Origin of the sequence: Bradyrhizobium sp. WSM1253, assembly GCF_000244935.1 — a bacterium.
Classification (GTDB): Bacteria; Pseudomonadota; Alphaproteobacteria; order Rhizobiales; family Xanthobacteraceae; genus Bradyrhizobium; species Bradyrhizobium canariense.
On the sequence record NZ_JH600073.1, the window covers coordinates 568,066 to 587,906 of the forward strand.

Consider the following 19,841-nt stretch of genomic DNA (forward strand, 5'->3'; position numbering starts at 1 on the left):
GCTTTGGATAAGAGGATTTGCCTATGCCTTCGCTGCGCCTGCTTGCTCCCGCGCTGTTTGCGCTCGCCATGTTCGGCGCAGCCGTGCCCGCGTCGGCCGACAGCTTCTCCGATGCCCAGCGCACGGATATCGAGGCGATCGTCAAGAACTATCTCGTCACCCATCCCGAGGTGCTCGAGGAAGCGATGACCGAGCTCACCAAGCGCCAGGCCGCGGCTGAGACGCAGAAGCACGAAGCCAGCGTCGCCCAGAATTCCGATGCGATCTTCAATTCGCCGCGCCAGGTCGTGCTCGGCAACAAGGACGGCGACGTCACCTTCGTCGAGTTCTTCGACTACAATTGCGGCTACTGCAAGCGCGCGATGGGCGACATGCTCGACCTCATGAAGGCCGATCCGAAGCTGAAGGTGGTGCTGAAGGAGTTTCCGGTGCTGAGCCAGGGCTCGGTCGAAGCAGCCCAGGTCGCCGTCGCGGTGCGCATGCAAGATCCCTCCGGCAAGAAGTATCTCGATTTCCACCAGAAGCTGCTCGGCGGTCGTGGGGCGGCCGACAAGGCGCGCGCACTTCAGGCGGCCAAGGAAGCCGGCCTCGACGTCGCGAAGATCGAGAAGGACATCGGCAGCGCCGAGGTACGCACCACCATCGAGGAGAACTTCAAACTCGCCGAAGCGATGGGGATGAACGGCACGCCGAGCTATGTCATCGGCAAGCAGATCGTTGTCGGCGCCGTCGGTGTCGAAAGCCTGAAGGAAAAGATCGCTGTGGCCCGCTGCGGCAAAGCGACTTGCTAATTAGCCGACTTGTTAACAAGGCGACCTGCTGACAAGGCGACTTGCTGATAAGCGATCTGCTCTACAACTCACGCATGCAAAAGGCCGGCTGAAACGCCGGCCTTTTCATTGCGCCGAAATCTGGCGCGCGCATTCATCTGGCATTCAACAAACAAAAGCCCCGGAACCACCGAAGTTCCGGAACAACTCAAATCTCCTTTCGTTGTCGGCGCGGGCAATGACGCAATTGAACACGTGAGGAGAATTCCATGTCTAACCGCTTTATGATCTCGGTTGCCACACTCGCGCTCGTCGCGGGCACCGGTCTGGCGAACGCACAGGGCACCATGAACCGCGACAGCGGTGGCGGCGCCGGTGGTGCGCAGATGCAGCATTCGCAGCCTTCCGGCGGCGCCGCCGAACGCGGCGGCTCGATGGGTAAGGAATCCGCCCATGAGAAGGGCACCGTCGGCCAGGCTGGTGGCTCCAGCAGCATGAAATCCGGCACGTCCGCCGAGGACAAATCCTCCGGCGCGACCAAGGACGAGCACTCCGGCCGCGAGATGAACAAGAACGCGGCTGAGGACAAGTCCGGCGCTACCAAGGGCCAGCGCACCGACGAACGCGCGCAGGGTCAGCAGGACAAGTCCAAGAGCATGAGTCAGGACACGAGCAAGGACTCGAGCAAGACCGGCGCCAAGGACCAGAAGGACATGAAGGCTGAGGGCGCCAAGAGCGGCACCAGCAGCACCAACAATGCCGAGAACCAGAAGGGTACCGAGACGCGCACCAACCAGAACGCTCAGGGCCAGACCGGCACCAGCACCAACCAGAATGCGCAGGGTCAGAGCAGCACCAACACGACGGTCGGTCAGGCCGGCGCGGGCGCCAAGCTCTCGACCGAGCAACGCACGCAGATCACCTCGGTGATCCGCGAGGAGCATGTGCGTCCGGTGACGAACGTGAACTTCTCGATCTCGGTCGGCACTCGCATTCCGCGCGAGGGCGTCGAGCTGCACACCCTGCCGTCCCGTGTCGTGACGATCTATCCGGAATGGCGGACCTATCGCTACGTCCTGGTCAAGGACGAGATCGTGATCGTCAATCCGGACACCTATGAGATCGTGGCTGTCCTGAACACGTAAGACGATACCCGGCAACCATCGGGGGCGGGCAGCAATGCCCGCCCCTTTGCCGTTCGGCCGGCAGCCATGCTTCGGACTGGTTAACAAGCAATTTCCGTAGCTTGCGCACAGATTTTTGCACCCCGGATGAGGCATCTGAAGCCACCTCGGAGGTCCTTCAAGGCTTCCCCTCACGCGCTTTGTTACCTATAACCCCCGCCACGCCGAAGCACCTCTTGCGGGATTGGAATGGCCGAACCAGCAACCGACACGATCCTTGTCCTGAACGGGCCGAACCTCAACATGTTGGGGACGCGCGAGCCCGAGAAGTACGGGCATGCGTCGCTGGCCGACGTTGAGGCGCTGTGCCGGGAGACGGCGGCCACGTTCGGCCTCAAGGCCGACTGCCGGCAATCCAACCGCGAAGGCGAGCTGATCGACTTCATCCACGAGGCACACGCCCGCAAGATGAAGGGCATCATCATCAATGCCGGCGGCTATTCGCACACATCGATCGCGCTGCACGACGCGCTCCTCGCGGTGCAGATCCCGACGGTCGAAGTGCACGTCACCAACATTCACGCCCGCGAGAATTTCCGTCATCACTCCTACACCGCGCGCGCGGCCTTCGCCTCGCTCTGCGGTTTCGGCATCGAGGGCTACCGCCTTGCCATTCAGGGCCTTGCCGCCAAGCTCGGCATCAAGCCCAAAGCCTGACGCTCCCCCTTCACACAGAACATTCGGATCAAACAACATGGCGCGCCAGCCAGACGACAAAGCAGCCGCAAAGTTTTCCAGCGAGGATTCCGCCCTCGTCCGCGAGCTCGCCTTGCTGCTCGATGAGACCAGCCTCACCGAAATCGAGATCGAGCGTGCCGGCCTGCGCCTGCGCGTCGCCCGCAACATCAGCGTCGCCGCGACCATGCCGATGCAGATGGCGGCCGCTCCCGCTGCCCTCCCGGCGGCCGCAGCTGCCGCCGCGCCTGCCGCTGCCGACCTGTCGAAGCATCCCGGCGCCGTGACCTCGCCGATGGTCGGCACCGCCTATTGGGCGCCGGAGCCCGGCGCCAAGCCGTTCATCGAGGTCGGCAGCAAGGTCTCGGTCGGCCAGACGCTATTGATCATCGAAGCCATGAAGACCATGAACCAGATCCCCTCGCCGCGCGCCGGCACGGTGACGCAGATCGTGATCGAGGACGGTCAGCCGGTCGAGTACGGCGAGCCGCTCGTGATTATTGAGTGACGGTCGAGGGCGACCTCATCGCCCTCGCCGCTTTCCGCGCGTCAGTCCAATAAGGACACCATGTTCGACAAGATCCTCATAGCCAATCGCGGCGAGATCGCCCTTCGCATCCTCAGGGCCTGCAAGGAGCTCGGGATTGCGACCGTCGCCGTGCACTCCACCGCCGACGCCGATGCCATGCATGTGCGCCTGTCGGACGAGAGCGTGTGCATCGGACCGCCGGCGTCCAAGGACAGCTATCTCAACGTCCCCGCGCTGCTCGCGGCCTGCGAGATCACCGGTGCCGATGCCGTGCATCCCGGCTACGGCTTCCTGTCGGAGAACGCGCGCTTCGCCGAAATCCTCGCCGAGCATAATCTGCATTTCATCGGCCCGAAGGCCGAGCACATCCGCCTGATGGGCGACAAGATCGAGGCCAAGAGGACGGCCAAGAAGCTCGGCATTCCCGTGGTGCCCGGCTCCGACGGAGGGGTCGGCCCCAACGACGACGCGATGGCGATCGCCAGGAAGATCGGCTTCCCCGTGCTGGTCAAGGCCGCGGCAGGCGGCGGCGGTCGCGGCATGAAGGTGGCCGAGAGCGAGGCCGATCTTCAGGTCGCGCTGTCGACGGCGGCCAACGAGGCCAAATCCGCCTTCGGCGATGCCTCTGTCTACCTCGAGAAATATCTGCAGAAGCCGCGTCACATCGAGATTCAGATCCTCGGCGACGGCCGCGGCGGCGCGATCCACCTTGGCGAACGCGACTGCTCGCTGCAGCGACGCCACCAGAAGGTCTGGGAGGAAGGCCCCTCGCCCGTGCTGACCGCGGCTGCACGCGCCAAGATCGGCGAGACCTGCGCCAAGGCGATGCGCGAGATGAAATATCTCGGCGTCGGCACGATTGAATTCCTGTTCGAGGACGGCGAGTTCTACTTCATCGAGATGAACACGCGCATCCAGGTCGAGCATCCCGTCACCGAGAGCATCACCGACATCGACCTCGTGCTGGAGCAAATCCGCATCGCCGCCGGCGGCGACCTGCCGGCGAAGCAGGAAGAGGTCCAGGTCATCGGCCACGCGATCGAGTGCCGCATCAACGCCGAGAATCCGGAGACCTTTCGTCCTTCGCCCGGCCGCATCACGCAATATCACCCGCCCGGCGGGCTCGGTGTGCGGATCGATTCCGCGGTCTATCAGGGCTACACGATCCCGCCTTATTACGACTCGCTGGTCGGCAAGCTGATCGTGCACGGCAAGACCCGCGGCGAGTGCCTGATGCGGCTGCGCCGGGCGCTGGACGAGATGGTGGTCGAGGGCATTGAGACCACCCTGCCGCTGTTCCGCGCTCTGGTGCGCGAAGACGACATCATCAACGGCGACTATCACATCCACTGGCTGGAACAATATCTTGCCGGCAAGGCGGAACCCGCCCCGAAGTAGCCGTCCCTGCCTATGGAACTCTTTGGCCCCAATCGCGTTTGGCACGATGGGGACAGTTCCGAGGGGGCGTTTTGAAGTCCGCAATCCTGATCGAGCGAGACCGTCGTGATCGCTGACGCGCAGCGACGGCGTACATTCTGGCAGATCCTGCTGTTCGCAGCGGGACTGCTGGTGCTGACCGTGATCAGCGCCGGCTCCGTCTACCTCGTCAACAAGGCGAGAGACGACAGCAAATGGGTGATTCACACCATCGAGGCGGAGAACCAGATCAACGCGCTCCTGCTGGAAATCCGCCGCGCCGAGAGCACCGCCCGGGGCTACCTTCTGACACAAGGCGAGGATTTCAAGGTCGACCATGACAAGGCCGTGGCAGCGATCATCCCGGCTCTCGACAGGCTCACGCGCCTGATCGGCGACAATCCGGAGCAACGCCAAAGCATCGAGAAGCTGAGCGCGGCGATCGAGACCAGGCTCGGCCAGTTCGTGCAGGAGATGGATTTCATCCGGAAGGGCGAGCCGGAGAAGGCCGCAGCACTGGTCCGCGAGATCGCCTCCACGGACACCACGGCCGCGATCGCCAATGTCGCGACCGGGATGATCCAGGAAGAAGAACGGCTGTTCCGGCTCCGAACGGTCAATTCGGACCACAGCCAGACCCTGGCCGCGTCGATGACCGGCATCGGCTCCGGCCTCGTCGTGCTGCTGGCCCTGATCTCGATCTGGCTGGTGCGGCGCTCGGCCCTTGCCCGCGACGATGCCGAGGGACGCCTGCGCGATGCCAATGTCAATCTGGAGGCCGTGGTAGACGAACGCACGGGCGATCTGCGCGAAGCCAACAACGAGATCCAGCGCTTTGCCTATATCGTCAGCCACGATCTGCGCTCGCCACTCGTCAACATCATGGGCTTTACCAGCGAGCTCGAAGAGCTCGGCGGCGACATTTTCCGCCGTATCGGCAGCCTCACCCATGTCCCGGCCGACGGGCCGCCGTTGCCGGACGGCGAGATCGCACTCGAAGGTCCGGACAAGCAGCTGTCAGAGGATTTTTCCGAAGCGCTGGGCTTCATCAAGTCGTCGATCGCCAAGATGGACCGCCTGATCTCGGCGATCCTCAATCTCACCCGCGAGGGTCGGCGCGAGTTCCAGCCGCAGAAGATCGACACGCGCGAGCTGATCGAAGCCATCGTGTCGACGCTGGCGCATCAGGCCGCCGAGGCGCAGGCGGACATCCATGTCGCGCCGCTGCCGGATCTCGTCAGCGACCGCCTGGCGCTGGAGCAGATCTTCTCCAATCTGATCGACAACGCCATCAAATATCTCAAGCCCGGCGTCGCCGGCGAGATCAGAATTCGCGGGCGCACCAAGCTCGGCTACGCTATCTTCGAGATCAGCGATAACGGCCGCGGCATCGACCCCAAGGACCACCAGCGGATCTTCGACCTGTTTCGCCGCGCCGGAACCCAGGACAAGCCCGGTCAGGGCATCGGTCTTGCGCATGTGCGTGCACTTGTGCGTCGCCTCGGCGGCACCATGTCGGTATCATCGGAACTGAATACGGGCAGTACCTTCACCATCACGCTGCCCATCACCTGGAACGCCAGCAACCGGAACGCGGATCAATGACCCAACCCGTCAGCATCATCATGATCGAGGACGACGAAGGACACGCGCGGCTGATCGAGCGGAACATCCGTAGGTCCGGCGTCAACAACGAGATCATCTCCTTTGCCAACGGCACGGACGCGATGAAACATCTGTTCGGCCCCGATGGCAGCGGGCTCGTGCAGAAGGGCAATGCGCTCCTGATCCTGCTCGATCTCAACCTCCCCGACATGACCGGGATCGACATTCTGAAGCAGATCAAGGAGAACAAATATCTGAAGGCCTCGCCCGTGGTGGTGCTGACCACCACCGACGATTCCCAGGAAATCAAACGCTGCTACGAGCTCGGCTGCAACGTCTACATCACCAAGCCCGTGAACTACGAGAATTTCGCCAATGCCATCCGGCAGCTCGGCTTGTTCTTCTCGGTCATCCAGGTCCCGCCCGCCGCCTCATGAACCAGCGCATGCCCACATTGCTCTACATCGACGACGACGGGGCGCTTGCGCGCCTGGTCGATCGCGGCCTGACACGGCGCGGCTTCAAGGTCGTTCACGCCGCGAGCGGCGAGGAAGGCCTCGAGCTCATCCGCCGCGCGGGTGCGCAGGACAGCATTGACGGCGGCATCGACGTCGTGGCGCTCGATCAGTACATGCCAGGCCTCGACGGACTGGAGACGCTGGAGCAGATCATGGCGATCCCAGGCGCGCCGCCGGTGGTGTTCGTCACGGCGTCGCAGGATTCCAGCATTGCGGTGACGGCGCTGAAGGCGGGCGCGGCCGATTATCTCGTCAAGGACGTCAAGGGCGACTTCATCCCCCTGCTTCACGTCGCGGCCGAGGGCGCGCTGCGCCAGGCCGAATTGCAGAAGGCGCGCGAGGAAGCCGAAGCCGAGATCCATGCCTCGCGCGACCGCTACGCTGCTCTTGCAGCCGAACGCGAACTGCTGCTGCGCGAGGTCAACCACCGCGTCGGCAACTCGCTGCAGATCATCGCCTCCCTGCTGCACCTGCAGGCCAGCTCCGCCGCGCAGGACGAGGTCAAGGCTGCGTTGACCAATGCGATGGGCCGCGTCGCCGCGGTCGCGCAGGTGCACCGCCGCCTCTACACCTCGCAGGACCTGAAGAGCGTGGTCCTGAACCAATATCTGGACTCGCTGCTCGAGGATCTCAGGCGGTCGGCCGAGGGCAACCGGATGTCGCGCCTGACGCTGAAGGCCGAACCGATCGAGATCGATCCGGACCGTGCGGTCGCCGTCGGCATCATTGTCAACGAGCTGGTGATGAACGCGGTGAAATACGCCTACCCTGACGGCGCCGGCCCGATCCATGTCGAGCTGACCTCGCAGGGCGACGATCTCCTGCTGTCGATCAGCGACGATGGCGTCGGCGACAACGTCAAGGCCGATCCGCGCTCCACCGGCATGGGCCAGCGCATCGTCGCTGCCATGGCCACCAAGCTCGACGCTTCGGTCGAGCGCGACCCCACCCATTCCGGAACCCGAATCATGTTGAGGTTCCGCCGTGTCCCGGCTGCCGCCGACAAGCCGGCTGCTGCCGCAGCGAACTGATCTGCTCCCGCCCATCGCAACCGCATTGCGATCCTGCTATTGTCGCGAGCCATGACTTCGCGCGACTCTGCCCCATCTGAAATCACGCCAGCCGTGCTGCTGCGCGCCTATGCCTGCGGCATCTTTCCGATGGCCGAAAGCGCCGATGATCCGACCCTGTTCTGGGTCGAGCCCGAGTTGCGCGGCGTCATCCCACTCGACGGATTTCGCGTGGCCTCGCGGCTCTCGCGCACCGTGCGTTCGGATTCATTTCGTGTGACCGTCAATACCGCCTTCAAGGCCACGATCGCCGGCTGCGCCGCGCCGCAGGCCGGGCGGGAGGACACCTGGATCAACAAGCGCATCCGCGACCTCTATGGCGGGCTGTACGAGCTCGGCCATTGCCACAGCGTCGAGGCCTGGCAGGGCGAAGACCTCGTCGGCGGGCTCTACGGCGTCAGCCTGGGCCGGGCTTTTTTCGGCGAGAGCATGTTCCACACTGCGCGCGATGCCTCCAAGGTCGCGCTGGTGCATCTGGTCGCGCGGCTCATCCATGGCGGCTTCGAGCTGCTCGACACCCAGTACGTCACCGAGCACCTGAAGAGTTTCGGCGCGGCCGAGATTTCGCGGCGGCGCTACACCGCGCTGCTCGACAAGGCGCTCGCGGGCGAGCCCGGCGATTTCCTGAGGCTCTCCGCCGGTGAAGCGATCCCGGGTGCACGCGCGCTCGAGATCATCGCCGCGCGGCAATAATCAGCAATTGCCTGCCAAACCCGGGGCGATTGGCCTAGCGACCAAACGCTGGGGATTTGGCCTAGCGGCCAAACCCGGGGATACCGAACAGACCCGGCCGCTGCTCGGGCGGCGGAGGTGGCGGCGGCGGTGCCGGCTGCTGCTGCTGGATCGGCGGCAATTGCTGCGGCGGACGCTGCTGCACCTGCTTGGGCGCGGCCTTCTTCTGCGCGGGCGGCGGCGGTGCTGCCGGCTTGGTGCCGGGATCCGGTGCCGCGGTCGCAATCGTTTGCTGCGGCTCTTTGCAGTCGGTGAGCCAGATATCGTAGATCGGGTGCTCGACGCCGTGCAGGCCCGGACTTGCCGCGTACATCCAGCCCGAAAAGATGCGCTTCACCTCACCCTGCAAGGTGATCTCGTCAACCTCGACGAAGGCGTCGGTGTTGGCGGCCTCGGTCGCCGGCCGCGTGTAGCAGGCGTCGGTTTTGACGCGCAGCGCACCGAACTGCACCGTCTCGCCAATCTCCTCGTCGAAATTGATGATGCGCCCGGTGATCTTGTCGAGGCCGGAGAAGGTCGCTTTCTTGTTCACGATCTTCTGGGCCGGCGGCTCGGTGACGACCTCGTCGCCCGGCTGAAGGCTCGCCGGCGTCTGCGGGACGGCGCCGCCCGGCCCGCCCTTCTGCTGGGGCTGGCGTTGACCGGGCGCACCCGGGGCGCCTTGCGGATTGGTCGGAGCGACCGCGACGGGCGGCGGCTGGTTTGGCGGAGCGGCGCTAGAACCGGGCGGCGGCGCCAGAGGCTGGGTCTCGACAGGCCCCGGCATCACATTGCCCTGCCGACCCGGCGGCGGCGCCATCGGACGCGATGGCAGCACACGGCCCTGCGGCGGCAGCTCCGGCACCTCTTCGTCGTCATCGGGAATCTGCGGCTGCGGCTGGGGCTGGCCACGCGGAATGTTACCGGGCGGCCGCAGCGGCGGCGGATCGGAGAAGATCGTGCCGATCTGCGCCTGCGCCGGCGTCGCAGCCGTCAGTGCGGTGGCGGCCAGAAGCGCCGCAAGACCTGTCAGAGTAAATGTTCGAAACATCTCGCGCGGCTTCAACAGCGAATCGGGCTTGCTGGACATTCTACAGGGGATACCGCCGCTCGCAGGCCATCCGGTTAACACGGCGAATACGGCGGGGGAAGGGCGGCACCCCTGCCCTTCCCGGCCCGGTCTGGCCAGATCGGCCCCCGGATGGGATAGTCGAGCACTCCTCCCAGGGGTCAGGCGGGCATCGCCCCCGAAAACGACGTCCAACGAACAATCAGAAACCCGCAAGGTCGCTTCCCATGCCCGTTGTGCTCGATCCCGATGCCGCCGCCGTCTACAAGGCCTTCCAGGAGGCCGGCCGGCCCGCCTACGAGAGCCTGACCGCGCCGGAAGCGCGGGCCTATTACGCGCAGGCGCGCTTTGCGACCAATCCCGAGCCACCGGACCTCGCACGCATCACGCCGCTGTCGATCCCGGCACCGCACGGCGCCATTCCCGCACGCCTCTATGTTCCGAAAGAGCCGCGCCGGCATGATGGCTTGTCCCCAGCGCTGGTGTTCTTCCACGGCGGCGGCTGGGTGATCGGCGATCTCGACTCCCATGACGTCGTCTGCCGCCAGCTCGCCGACGCCGGCGCGCTGATCGTGATCTCGGTGGACTACCGCCTCGCGCCCGAGCACAAATTTCCCGCCGCCATCGATGACGCGATCGCCGCGACCAAATGGGTCGCCGCCAACGCGCGCGAACTCGGCATCGACGCCTCCCGGCTTTCGATCGGTGGCGACAGCGCCGGCGGCAATCTCGCCGCAGTCGTCGCGCTCGCCGCGCGCGATGGCAACGGTCCCGCCATCGCGGGCCAGTTGCTGATCTACCCGGCGACCGATTTCGCGATGACGCACGGCTCCCACAGCGAGGCCGAGACCAGCGTGCTGCTGACACATTCGGTGATCCGCTGGTTCCGCGACCATTATCTCAACGGCGCCGCCGATATCCACGACTGGCGCGCCTCGCCGGCACGGGCGACGAACCTGGCCGGCCTGCCGCCGGCCTATGTGCTCACCGCCGGTGCCGATCCCCTGCGCGACGAAGGCAACGAATATGCCGAGCGGCTGAGGCAAGCGGGTGTGCCCGTGGCTACCAAGCATTATCCCGGCCAGTTCCACGGCTTCTTCACCATGGGAAAATTGCTGCGAGAGGCCAATGTCGCCGTGAGCGAGACGAAAGGATTGGGCTGAGACGCCATTCCCGATGACGCCCGCTCTTCAAAGCATCTTCGCCCTCCCCCTGCGCGGGCTGACATGGCTTGGCGGTCAGGGCACCCGCGCGGTGGCGGCCGTCGTGTTCATCGCGCTCGCCGTGCCGCCGCTCGGGGCGTTGCTGCGCCCCTACGTCACCGAGGCGATCTTCGTTCTGCTCTGCATCTCCTTCATGCGGGTCGATCTCGCCGCGCTCACCGGCCATCTCCGCCGGCCGGCGCTGGTGGCGGCCGCGACCGTCTGGACCATGATCGGCGTGCCTGTGATCGTCGGGCTGATCGTCCACGTCACCGGGCTCACGGCGCGCGCGCCCGACCTTGCGCTGGCCTTGATGCTGCAGAGCATGGCCTCGCCGATGATGGCCGCGCCGGCGCTGGCCGCGCTGATGGGCCTCGACGCCACGCTGGTGCTGGTCACGCTGGTGATCGCGACCGCGCTGGTGCCGTTCACGGCATCGCTGTTCGCAAGCCTGTTCCTCGATGGCATGCTCAGCATCTCGCCGCCTGCGCTGGGGCTGAAGCTGCTCGGCATCCTCGCAGCATCGCTGCTGGCGGCGACTGTGATCCGACACATCTTCGGTGCGGCCGCGATCCAGCGCCACAGGCAGCCGATCGACGGCTTCAACATCGTCATCCTGCTGGTCTTCGCGACCGCGATCATGGGCGACGTCGCGAGCGATCTCGTCGCCCGGCCGGTCTCCACCATCGGCTTCGCCGCGCTCGCCTTCGCGATTTATTTCACGCTGCTCGCCGTCACCACGCTGCTGTTCCGCCGCATCGGCTACGAGCGCGCGCTGGCGCTCGGGCTGATGGTGTCACAGCGCAATCTGGGCCTGATGCTCGCCGCGACCGCCGGCGCGCTGCCGCCCACCACCTGGCTCTATTTCGCGATGACGCAGTTTCCCATTCACCTGGCGCCCTACATGCTGATGCCGATCGCGCGGCGCTTGACGGCGCGCGCACAGGCCTCGGGCGCCGCGGCAACCGGCGGCAAGGCCGCATCGGGCTGAATCAACACGCAAGTCTTGCCAACACGCAAGTCATGCCCGCTCTGCCGTCGCGAACCGCTGGTGACCAGGCGAATGTCGTCACGCAGGACGCCAATGTCCCTTGTGAATGTCGAACTTCACGGCGCCTTCGTCACGCATCTTCAACAGGAGCGATTGACAGTCGTCCTGGTTCTTGATGTTCACGCGCTTCATGACTTCGAAAGTCTTCAGGGGCTTTTCGCGAAGGGCAATCAGAATCTTTTCTCGATCAGTCATTGGAGTTCCTTGCATCGGTATCGGCGACGGTACGTGTTGTAGACATCGTCTACAACGGGTGCATTCGCTTGACGAGGTCCGTTCCGGGCCAAAAGGCGGAAGACCGGGCATTATGCAAGTCTGCTCACCCGCTCAAGCGGGCTCTCTAACTCGATCAATTCTCCCTACCCGGCCCTTGCCGCGCGCCGCAGCGCTTGCGGCGGCTGACCGAAGGCGCGGATGAAGGCGCGCCGCATGCGCTCGGGATCGCCGAAGCCGGTCGCCTCCGCGACGAGCTCGATCGCCTCGCGCGAGGACTGGACGCGCTCGCGCGCGACCTCGATGCGCAGCCGTTCGATGGCCTTCGAGGGCGTCGTGCCGGTCTCGGCGGCAAAGGCGCGGGCAAAATGCCGCGCGCTCATGCCGGCGCGGTCGGCGAGATCTTCCACCGTCAAGCGGGCGTCGAGGTTCTCGCGCGCCCAGGATAGCAGCGCACCGAAGCGGCCGTTCGGCGTCTTCAATTCCAGAAGTGACGAGAATTGCGACTGGCCGCCGCTGCGGCGATGATACAGCACGAGCTGCCGCGCGACCTGTTGCGCGATCTCTTCGCCATAATCCTCCGTCACCATCGCGAGCGCAAGGTCGATGCCCGCCGTGATGCCTGCCGACGTCCACACATTGCCATCGCGCGTGAAAATCTGGTCCGGCTCGAACTTCACCTTGGGATAGCGCGCGACGAAATCCCGCGTGCGTCCCCAATGCGTGGTGGCGCGACGGCCGTCGAGCAGACCCGCTTCGGCCAGCACATAGGCACCCGAGCAGACGCTGGCGACCCGCACGCCGCGCCGCGCCAGCCGCTGCACGAAGGCACGCGTGACCTCGCAGCGCGCGGCATCCGTCACGCCCGCGCCTCCCGCCACAACCAGCGTCGTGATCGCATTCGCCGACTTGAAGTCGCGCGCCATCATCTCGACGCCGGACGAGCTGCGCACGGGCCCCGCGTTCACCGCCAGCACGCGGATCCCGGTCACCGTCTTTCCCGTGCAGCGCGCCGCGATCTCGAACACCGAGATCGGGCCGGCCGCATCGAGCAACTGGAAGTCCGGGAAGATCAGGATGCCGATCATGGTCATGTCCGAAAGCGAGGGAAATACGCCATTTTGGACGGAAGGGCATCATGAGAGGCTGCGTCCGTCAAGCTCATAATTGGAGGCTCTCATGTCGTCCCCGTTCCAGATCGGTCTCTTGGTGTTTCCGCGCGTCACCCAGCTCGATTTTACGGGTCCTTTGCAGGTGTTCTCGTCTCTGCCGGGCGCGAAGCTGCATCTGATCTGGAAACGGATCGAGCCGGTGCCGAGCGATACCGTGCTGACGCTGACACCGACCATGACGTTCGCCGGTTGCCCGCAGCTCGATGTGATCTGCGTGCCCGGCGGCCGCGGCACCGACGATCTGCTCAATGACGAGGAGGTGCTCAACTTCCTGCGCAGGCAGGCCGAAGGCGCCAAGTATGTCACCTCAGTCTGCACGGGATCGCTGGCGCTCGGCGCTGCCGGCCTCCTGAAGGGCTACCGCGCCGCCACGCATTGGAGCGCGATGGAGATGCTGGGCCAGTTCGGCGCGACGCCGACCAAGACGCGCGTCTGCATCGACCGCAATCGCGTTACGGGCGGCGGCGTCACCGCCGGAATCGATTTCGCGCTGACGCTGGTGTCGATCCTGGTCGACCGCACGACGGCGGAAGCGATCCAGCTCGGGATCGAATACAATCCGGCGCCTCCGTTCAATTCCGGTTCGCCGGATACTGCGTCAGCCGACGTGCTGGAGCAGGTCAAGCAACGGATCGCGCCGAACCAGGTCCGCCGTCTCGAAGCCGTCCAACGGGCGGCGGAACGGGTGATGTAGTTGCTCGCGTGTCCCGGACGCGGCGCGGCACGCAGTGACGCTCCGCAGAGCGGGGACCCAGGAAGCCACGCGGGTGCTGATGCATGGGCCCCGGCTCTGCAGCGCATCGCTGGAGAAGCGCTGCGCTGCGTCCGGGGCACGAGACATCCACAAGCCCCAACAGAAAAAGGCCGCCCGGTTTCCCGAGCGGCCTTTCCTGTCTTACGGCGGCTGCACATTTCATCGGGCGATTTCGGAGCTTCCAGACCGGGGGCCTATCTCCCGATCGAGTCCTGGTCGGCGGCCGCTGCATTTCGGGACAGTCGCGAGCTGTTGCCCGAACCGAACGCGATGGTCTCCCATCTCCGTAAGATGCGACCATTGAGCCGCATCGCTCGCGTGGCTGCAATCAGCGCGCGGGACTCATCCCCGCTGTTCCCGTTGTCCACAGCAAAGCGAGGCGGATGCGGGTGCATCCACTCCCACGACAAGAATTCAGACCGGGATCAGACGCCTAGCTCGGCGTCCAGGGCTGATAGTCGCCGGTCGCCTTCGGCCGCTTGCCGCTGGCGAGCGTCGAGCCCGAGGGACGGTAGGCGTTGGCCGTGCCGGTGAGATTGGGCTGGTGCGGCTTTTCCCACTCGCGCGGCTGGTAATTGTCCTGCGTCGGCGGCACGTCGACGGTGTGATGCATCCAGCCGTGCCAGGACGGCGGGATACGGCTGGCCTCGGCATAGCCGTTATAGACCACCCAGCGCCGCTCGAAGCCGAGCGTCGGGTCGATCACCCCGCCACGGGTGCGATAATAGAGGTTGCCCTGCTCGTCCTGGCCGACCAGCTCGCCATAGCGCTTGGTCCAGAGTTGGGTGCCAAACGTCTGGCCATTCCACCAGGTGAAAAACTTGAGGAAGAACTGTTTCATGCGGCAAGGGCCCTGCTTCGTCGGGTCCTGATGCCATCCGGACGGCGAAATGTCCAGTTCGGCGCGGGCGGCGGTGCCCCGCTGCAGATGCGGTCTACCGGCACGGAACGCTGCCGCAAATCGGACGCGATCCGTTCATGCCGGATACAGCGTCGCCATGAGAACTTTTCGTCGCACGCAAACCCCCGTGATCCCAGGAACTCCGGCCCTTTCATGGGGTTTGCTTCCGGGAAAAGGAGTTTTGATCATGAAAAGTCTGAAAGTCTTGAGCGCGGCTGCGGCAGTGGCGTTGGTTCTCCCGTTGGCGACGCCGAGCTTCGCCCAGAGTCGGGCCGCAGCGGTCGGAGGCGGAGCACACTTTGGCGGCGGTGGCGGCGGTGCCCACTTCGGCGGCGGCGGCGCTCACTTCGGTGGTGGCGGGGCTCACTTTGGTGGTGGCGGCGCCCGCATGGGCGGCGGCAATTTCGGCGGCGCGCGGATCGGTGGCGGCGGTGGCAATTTCGCCGCCGGCGCAGCGGTACGTCCCGGCGGTGGCAGCTTCGTAGGCGGCATGGCGAGCCGACCGGCCTTCTCGCCGTCCTACAGCGGGACACGCAGCGTCGCGACTGCGGGCAACTGGCAGGGCGGTAGCGGCAATTGGAGTGGTCGTCACTGGCATCACCGTCACGGCGGCGGCTTCTGGCCCGGCTTCGCAACGGGTGCTGCGATCGGCGGACTCGGCTCCTACGCCTATTACGGCGGCGGGTATTATGACGATCCCTACTACTATGGCGACAGCTACTATGATGAACCGTCAGTGGCAGTCGTGCCCGATAGCGGTGGCGATTCCGCGGGCTACTGCGCGCAGCGCTACAAGTCCTACGATCCGGCGTCGGGCACCTATCTCGGCTATGACGGCCAGCGTCATCCCTGCCCGTAACACGACCTGCTGCACTTGAAGAAGAAGGCGTCGCAGCGATGCGGCGCTTTTTTCATTCAGGCACGTCACCTGTGTCGCTCGCCTCGTCTTCGTCATCGGCGATGCCGCGCACAATCGATGCGAGTGGACCTCTATTCACCGCACCGTGCATATCCACCCTTATCCAATCCCAAATTGACCCGACGCGCGATTCACCTGTATCAACTTGGCTGTGGGGACTTCGATGACTGGGAAGTGTCATGCCGCGCATTCTCGTGGTTGATGACGATCCGATGGTCGGCGCGACCATCGAGGTCCTCCTCCAACGTCAGGGCTTCGACGTCACGTTGACTGACGGCGGAGAAACGGGTTTGGCTGCGCTCGAAACTCAGAATTTCGACGTGATGCTGGTCGACATCTTCATGCCGCACATGCGCGGCTTCGAGTCCATTCGCATCTTTCACGAGCGCGCGCCGGCGGTTCCGCTGATCGCGATGTCCGGCTACGCCTTCGCGTCGTCCGCCTCGCCCTCTCCCGACTTCCTCCGGATGGCGCTGGAGCTCGGCGCGACCCGCTGCCTGCGCAAGCCGTTCACGCCGGACGCGCTGCTGACCACGATCCGGGAATGCATCGCCGAGCCGGGCGATGGCTCACAGCCGAAGGACAAGAAAGAAGCCCCTTGATCCCAACGCAGCGCGTCATTCTCGGTGCTGGACTTGCCATCCTCCTGATCATCACCGCAGCCTCGATCGGCCTCGACGTCAAGTCACGGTCCGATGCGGCCTGGGTCAATCATACAGTCGAGGTGCTGAAGAAGATCTCCGACCTGCGCGTGCTGATGCGCAGTGCCGAGAGCGCCGCACGCGGCTACGAGATCTATCGCAACCCGAGCTTCAGCGAAGAATTCCAGGCGGTGCACGCCCGGATCGCACCGGCACTCGCCGATCTCAAGCGCAGCGTGCGCGACACTCCCGAACATGTCGCGCTGCTCGAGGGCACCGAGCCGCTGGCGCTGCGCCGGATTGAGATCGCCGCCGAAGTGATGCGCCTGCGCGCCGGAAACGATCAGGCCGGGATTGCCGCGGTCCAGGGCAAGGGCGAGGGCCGTGGCCTCATGGACACGGTGATGGGCAATTTCGATCATTTGAGCGCAGAGGAAGAACGACTGCTCGCGGCGCGCTCCCAGGATTCGCGCCGCACCGGCATCGTGCTGCTCGGCATCGACGTCGCCGGCGCGCTGGTGATCCTGCTGCTGGTCGTGATGATGATGCGTGAGAGCCGGCGCACCGAGGGAGCACTCAAGAGCACGCTATTGGAGACTACGGCCGCCAAGCAGCAGCTCGAGGCCGCAGTGGCCGAGCGCACCGAGCATCTGGTCACCGCGCATGACGAGCTGCGTCTGTCGGTCAACGTGCTCCAGAGCACGTTTCACAGCATGGCGGAGGCGGTGCTGGTCATCGATGCCGAAGGCAATGTTCTTCTGTCCAATCCCGCCGCGGAGCGCATGCTACTGCACCGGACCGGCATGAACCTGCGCAATCTGCGCGCGCTGTCCAGCGTGTTTCACGGCGACGGCGTCACCCCGCTCAAGCCCGACGAGCTGCCGTCGGCACGCGTGCTGCGCGGCGAGCCGTTCGAGAATATGGAGATGATCGTCCGCCCGCACAGCGGCAATCCTTCCCGCCATCTCATGATCAGCGGCCGGCCGATGCTGGACGGGCAAGGCAACGTCTCCGGCGCGGTGCTGGTTTATCACGACGCGACCACGTCGCGCGAGACCGAGCGGCAATTGTACCAGTCACAGAAGCTGGATGCGATCGGCAAGCTCACCGGCGGCGTCGCGCACGACTTCAACAACATGCTGACCGTGATCTCCGGCAATACCGAGACGCTGGTGGCAAGCCTGAAGCAGCAGCCCGAGCTCCAGCGCGTGGCGCGCCTGATCGACGAGGCCGCCGAACGCTGCGCCGAGCTGATCCAGCATCTGCTCGCCTTTGCGCGCAGGCAGCCGCTGCAGCCGCGCAACGTCGAGATCAACGCCGCGGTCGCGGACATCGCGAAACTGCTGCGCCCCACCCTCGGCGAGCAGATCGAGATCGAGACCGTGCTCGAACAGGGGCAGATGACCGCGCACATCGATCCGTCCCGCCTCACCAATGCTCTGCTCAACATGGCAATCAACGCCCGCGACGCCATGCCGAACGGGGGCAAGCTGCTACTCGAGGCCCACCGCGTCGTGCTCGACCAGGCCTATGCGCAAAACAATCCCGACGTGCGGCCCGGCCCTTACGTGATGCTCGCCGTCAGCGACACCGGCACCGGCATGCCGGCCGAGGTGCAGCAGCAGGCGTTCGAGCCGTTCTTCACCACCAAGGAGGTCGGCAAGGGAAGCGGCCTCGGCCTCTCCATGGTCTACGGCTTCGTCAAGCAGTCCGGCGGCCACATCAAGATCTACAGCGAGGAAGGCCACGGCACCACGATCAAGCTCTATCTGCCGCCGGGCGAAGGCATGGCCGAGGTTGCCCCCACCACGACTCCGCAGGCGGAAGGCGGCGCCGAGACCATTTTCGTGGTCGAGGATGATCCGCTGGTGCGCAACTTCGTCACCGTGCAGCTCCAGAGCCTCGGCTACCGGACCGTCGCCGCGCCCGACAGCAAGGCCGCGCTGGAGTTGATCCAGGCCGGCCAGCCGTTCGACCTGCTGTTCACCGACGTCGTCATCCCCGGCGGCATGAGCGGGCGCGCGCTCGCGGACAAGGTGGCGACGATCCGCCCCGGCGTGAAGGTGCTCTACACCTCCGGCTACACCGACAACGCCATCGTCCACCATGGCAAGCTCGACGACGGCGTCATGCTCCTGACAAAACCCTACCGCCGCAACCAACTCGCCGAGATGATCAGGAAGGCGCTCGGAAACATGCCGGCCGGCTAGCGTTTGTGCTTGGCAACACATCCAATGGCGTTGCAGATGATCCGCGCTGCGCAGATCGCCCCAATATTCTGCACATCACGCTCCGGCACCAATTCGACCAGATCGAGACCGACAATTCTGGCCTTCGAGGCGACGCCCGCGATCATGTCTATGACGTCGAAATAGGACAGGCCGCCAGGCTGCGGCAGAAGCACACCCGGAATGACGGACGGATCCAGGCCGTCGCAGTCGATCGTGATCAGGCAATTCGCGTTTTCCTCGATGGCACTCAGGACGACATGAACGCCCCGGCTTTTGACCTCTCGTGCTGTAAAAATCCTGGAGCCCCAATTCCGCGCGCAACTGAGCTCCTGCGAGCCCGAGCCGCCGATACCCCGTAAACCAACCTGCACAATGCGTTCGACCCAAGGCAACTCGCTGGCGCGCCGCATCGTACTGGAAAAAGTATGTGCTGAGCCGTCGCGCCGGTCCTTCCAATCCAGATGCGCGTCGATCTGCAGGATGGTCAGCTTGCCCATGTCTTCGAACGCCCCGAAGAACGGTATGGGCACTGAATCATCTCCGCCCAGCAGCATGGGTACCGCGCCGGACCTCAGGATCTTTTTGGTGGCCGTCCTGATTGCATTCCGGTTTTGCTCGGAGGCATCGGGTGACGTGGCAAGATCGCCGCCATCAACGACCCGGATTTGCTCCGGGTCGAGCAGGATTCCGTCCTGGTCGAAATCCCACCTGGCAAGGTCGGTCTGGTAAACGCGCAACGCATTGCGAATGGCCGCTGGGCCGTTCGCGGCATGGCTCGTCCTGCCCTTCAAATGCGGCGTGGCATCCGCAGCTCCGAAGATGACAATGTCGGCTTCGCCAAGAGTCAGCGGAACAGGCAGAGCAAGGTCGCACGCCGCGACGCCGAGGAATGTATTGCGCTCGCTCGCCATAACCGTCTCGATAGGGGCACTCAGTCCGGGCGACAGAGCTAATCCGCAACGCTTGGACCAGTTCCTGACTTGCTCTTGGCCTGACGCCGAGCCGAACGGTCGAAGCCGCTCTCGCCTAGGACGTGACCTCGTAAACGTCGGGCTTACCAAGGCAAAGCGGAAGCTCCCACCCTGGGCGTGATCCGCGGCTTGTGACCACAGCGGACTCTCGCGCGTCGAGCTGCCCCTAAAGGAGTGGACGAGTCGGCGGGCCGCTTTCTTCTGGAACCAAATTAAATTGATTTAATTTAGTTATTGTG

Annotated in this window: 20 protein-coding genes; 15 read left to right on the forward strand and 5 right to left on the reverse strand. The window is 64.9% G+C overall.

Going from position 1 to position 19,841, the window contains the following annotated elements:
- The first annotated feature begins 23 nt into the window (after positions 1-23).
- The 9 genes from BRA1253DRAFT_RS04570 (at position 24) to aat (ending at position 8,460) form a co-directional block, all read left to right on the forward strand.
- Positions 24-791: a DsbA family protein gene (locus BRA1253DRAFT_RS04570; protein ID WP_007591607.1), complete on the forward strand. Its 768-nt coding sequence runs from the start codon at positions 24-26 to the stop codon at positions 789-791.
- Positions 792-1,039: 248 nt separating this feature from the next.
- Positions 1,040-1,915 carry a DUF1236 domain-containing protein gene (locus tag BRA1253DRAFT_RS04575; RefSeq protein WP_007591608.1) on the forward strand — a complete coding sequence of 292 codons (876 nt, stop codon included), beginning with the start codon at positions 1,040-1,042 and terminating at the stop codon, positions 1,913-1,915.
- A 228-nt stretch (positions 1,916-2,143) separates the two neighbouring features.
- Complete coding sequence (gene aroQ, locus BRA1253DRAFT_RS04580; RefSeq protein WP_007591609.1) at positions 2,144-2,611, forward strand: type II 3-dehydroquinate dehydratase; 468 nt, start codon at positions 2,144-2,146, stop codon at positions 2,609-2,611.
- A 37-nt stretch (positions 2,612-2,648) separates the two neighbouring features.
- Positions 2,649-3,137, forward strand: a complete 489-nt coding sequence (accB, locus tag BRA1253DRAFT_RS04585) for an acetyl-CoA carboxylase biotin carboxyl carrier protein (RefSeq protein ID WP_007591611.1) — start codon at positions 2,649-2,651, stop codon at positions 3,135-3,137.
- 60 nt (positions 3,138-3,197) lie between these two features.
- On the forward strand, positions 3,198-4,556 hold the full coding sequence (gene accC / locus BRA1253DRAFT_RS04590) for an acetyl-CoA carboxylase biotin carboxylase subunit (RefSeq protein WP_007591613.1): 1,359 nt from the start codon (positions 3,198-3,200) through the stop codon (positions 4,554-4,556).
- A 105-nt stretch (positions 4,557-4,661) separates the two neighbouring features.
- Entirely contained in the window at positions 4,662-6,179 is a 1,518-nt protein-coding gene (locus tag BRA1253DRAFT_RS04595; protein WP_007591615.1) for a CHASE3 domain-containing protein, read from the forward strand.
- The gene (locus tag BRA1253DRAFT_RS04600) at positions 6,176-6,616 is read left to right on the forward strand and encodes a response regulator (protein ID WP_007591617.1); all 441 of its coding nucleotides are present in this window, start codon (positions 6,176-6,178) and stop codon (positions 6,614-6,616) included. Before BRA1253DRAFT_RS04595 ends, BRA1253DRAFT_RS04600 begins: the two co-directional genes overlap by 4 nt.
- The gene (locus BRA1253DRAFT_RS04605; protein WP_007591619.1) at positions 6,613-7,728 is read left to right on the forward strand and encodes a sensor histidine kinase; all 1,116 of its coding nucleotides are present in this window, start codon (positions 6,613-6,615) and stop codon (positions 7,726-7,728) included. Before BRA1253DRAFT_RS04600 ends, BRA1253DRAFT_RS04605 begins: the two co-directional genes overlap by 4 nt.
- 51 nt (positions 7,729-7,779) lie before the next feature.
- Positions 7,780-8,460, forward strand: coding sequence for a leucyl/phenylalanyl-tRNA--protein transferase (aat, locus tag BRA1253DRAFT_RS04610; RefSeq protein ID WP_007591620.1), 681 nt, complete (start codon positions 7,780-7,782; stop codon positions 8,458-8,460).
- A 61-nt stretch (positions 8,461-8,521) separates the two neighbouring features.
- Here the strand turns inward: aat and BRA1253DRAFT_RS04615 are convergent, their stop codons facing one another.
- Positions 8,522-9,568 (reverse strand): DUF2155 domain-containing protein, encoded by a 1,047-nt coding sequence (locus BRA1253DRAFT_RS04615; RefSeq protein ID WP_007591621.1) that lies wholly within the window; start codon positions 9,566-9,568, stop codon positions 8,522-8,524.
- Between the two features lie 206 nt (positions 9,569-9,774).
- Here BRA1253DRAFT_RS04615 and BRA1253DRAFT_RS04620 point away from each other — a divergent pair, with 206 nt between their 5' ends.
- Together BRA1253DRAFT_RS04620 and BRA1253DRAFT_RS04625 are read left to right on the forward strand one after the other, a co-directional pair.
- Positions 9,775-10,710, forward strand: a complete 936-nt coding sequence (locus BRA1253DRAFT_RS04620) for an alpha/beta hydrolase (RefSeq protein ID WP_007591622.1) — start codon at positions 9,775-9,777, stop codon at positions 10,708-10,710.
- 13 nt (positions 10,711-10,723) lie between these two features.
- Positions 10,724-11,740, forward strand: coding sequence for a hypothetical protein (locus tag BRA1253DRAFT_RS04625; protein WP_007591623.1), 1,017 nt, complete (start codon positions 10,724-10,726; stop codon positions 11,738-11,740).
- Between the two features lie 78 nt (positions 11,741-11,818).
- Here the strand turns inward: BRA1253DRAFT_RS04625 and BRA1253DRAFT_RS44305 are convergent, their stop codons facing one another.
- Together BRA1253DRAFT_RS44305 and BRA1253DRAFT_RS04630 are read right to left on the reverse strand one after the other, a co-directional pair.
- Positions 11,819-11,995 (reverse strand): hypothetical protein, encoded by a 177-nt coding sequence (locus BRA1253DRAFT_RS44305; protein ID WP_007591624.1) that lies wholly within the window; start codon positions 11,993-11,995, stop codon positions 11,819-11,821.
- Between the two features lie 164 nt (positions 11,996-12,159).
- On the reverse strand, positions 12,160-13,101 hold the full coding sequence (locus BRA1253DRAFT_RS04630; protein ID WP_007591632.1) for a GlxA family transcriptional regulator: 942 nt from the start codon (positions 13,099-13,101) through the stop codon (positions 12,160-12,162).
- Positions 13,102-13,192: 91 nt separating this feature from the next.
- On the opposite strand from BRA1253DRAFT_RS04630, the gene BRA1253DRAFT_RS04635 reads away from it, so the two are divergent.
- On the forward strand, positions 13,193-13,879 hold the full coding sequence (locus tag BRA1253DRAFT_RS04635) for a DJ-1/PfpI family protein (RefSeq protein WP_007591634.1): 687 nt from the start codon (positions 13,193-13,195) through the stop codon (positions 13,877-13,879).
- A 493-nt stretch (positions 13,880-14,372) separates the two neighbouring features.
- On the opposite strand, the gene BRA1253DRAFT_RS04640 is transcribed toward BRA1253DRAFT_RS04635, so the two are convergent.
- Positions 14,373-14,780, reverse strand: coding sequence for an NADH:ubiquinone oxidoreductase subunit NDUFA12 (locus BRA1253DRAFT_RS04640; protein WP_007591635.1), 408 nt, complete (start codon positions 14,778-14,780; stop codon positions 14,373-14,375).
- A 247-nt stretch (positions 14,781-15,027) separates the two neighbouring features.
- Here BRA1253DRAFT_RS04640 and BRA1253DRAFT_RS04645 point away from each other — a divergent pair, with 247 nt between their 5' ends.
- From BRA1253DRAFT_RS04645 to BRA1253DRAFT_RS04655, 3 genes are all read left to right on the forward strand, one after another.
- Positions 15,028-15,699 (forward strand): BA14K family protein, encoded by a 672-nt coding sequence (locus BRA1253DRAFT_RS04645; protein ID WP_007591636.1) that lies wholly within the window; start codon positions 15,028-15,030, stop codon positions 15,697-15,699.
- Between the two features lie 239 nt (positions 15,700-15,938).
- On the forward strand, positions 15,939-16,361 hold the full coding sequence (locus BRA1253DRAFT_RS04650) for a response regulator (RefSeq protein ID WP_007591637.1): 423 nt from the start codon (positions 15,939-15,941) through the stop codon (positions 16,359-16,361).
- Positions 16,358-18,610, forward strand: a complete 2,253-nt coding sequence (locus BRA1253DRAFT_RS04655; protein ID WP_007591638.1) for a CHASE3 domain-containing protein — start codon at positions 16,358-16,360, stop codon at positions 18,608-18,610. Before BRA1253DRAFT_RS04650 ends, BRA1253DRAFT_RS04655 begins: the two co-directional genes overlap by 4 nt.
- On the opposite strand, the gene BRA1253DRAFT_RS04660 is transcribed toward BRA1253DRAFT_RS04655, so the two are convergent.
- Positions 18,607-19,542, reverse strand: a complete 936-nt coding sequence (locus BRA1253DRAFT_RS04660) for an arginase family protein (protein ID WP_007591639.1) — start codon at positions 19,540-19,542, stop codon at positions 18,607-18,609. The two genes, BRA1253DRAFT_RS04655 and BRA1253DRAFT_RS04660, sit on opposite strands and share 4 nt — an antisense overlap.
- Positions 19,543-19,841 lie beyond the last annotated feature (299 nt).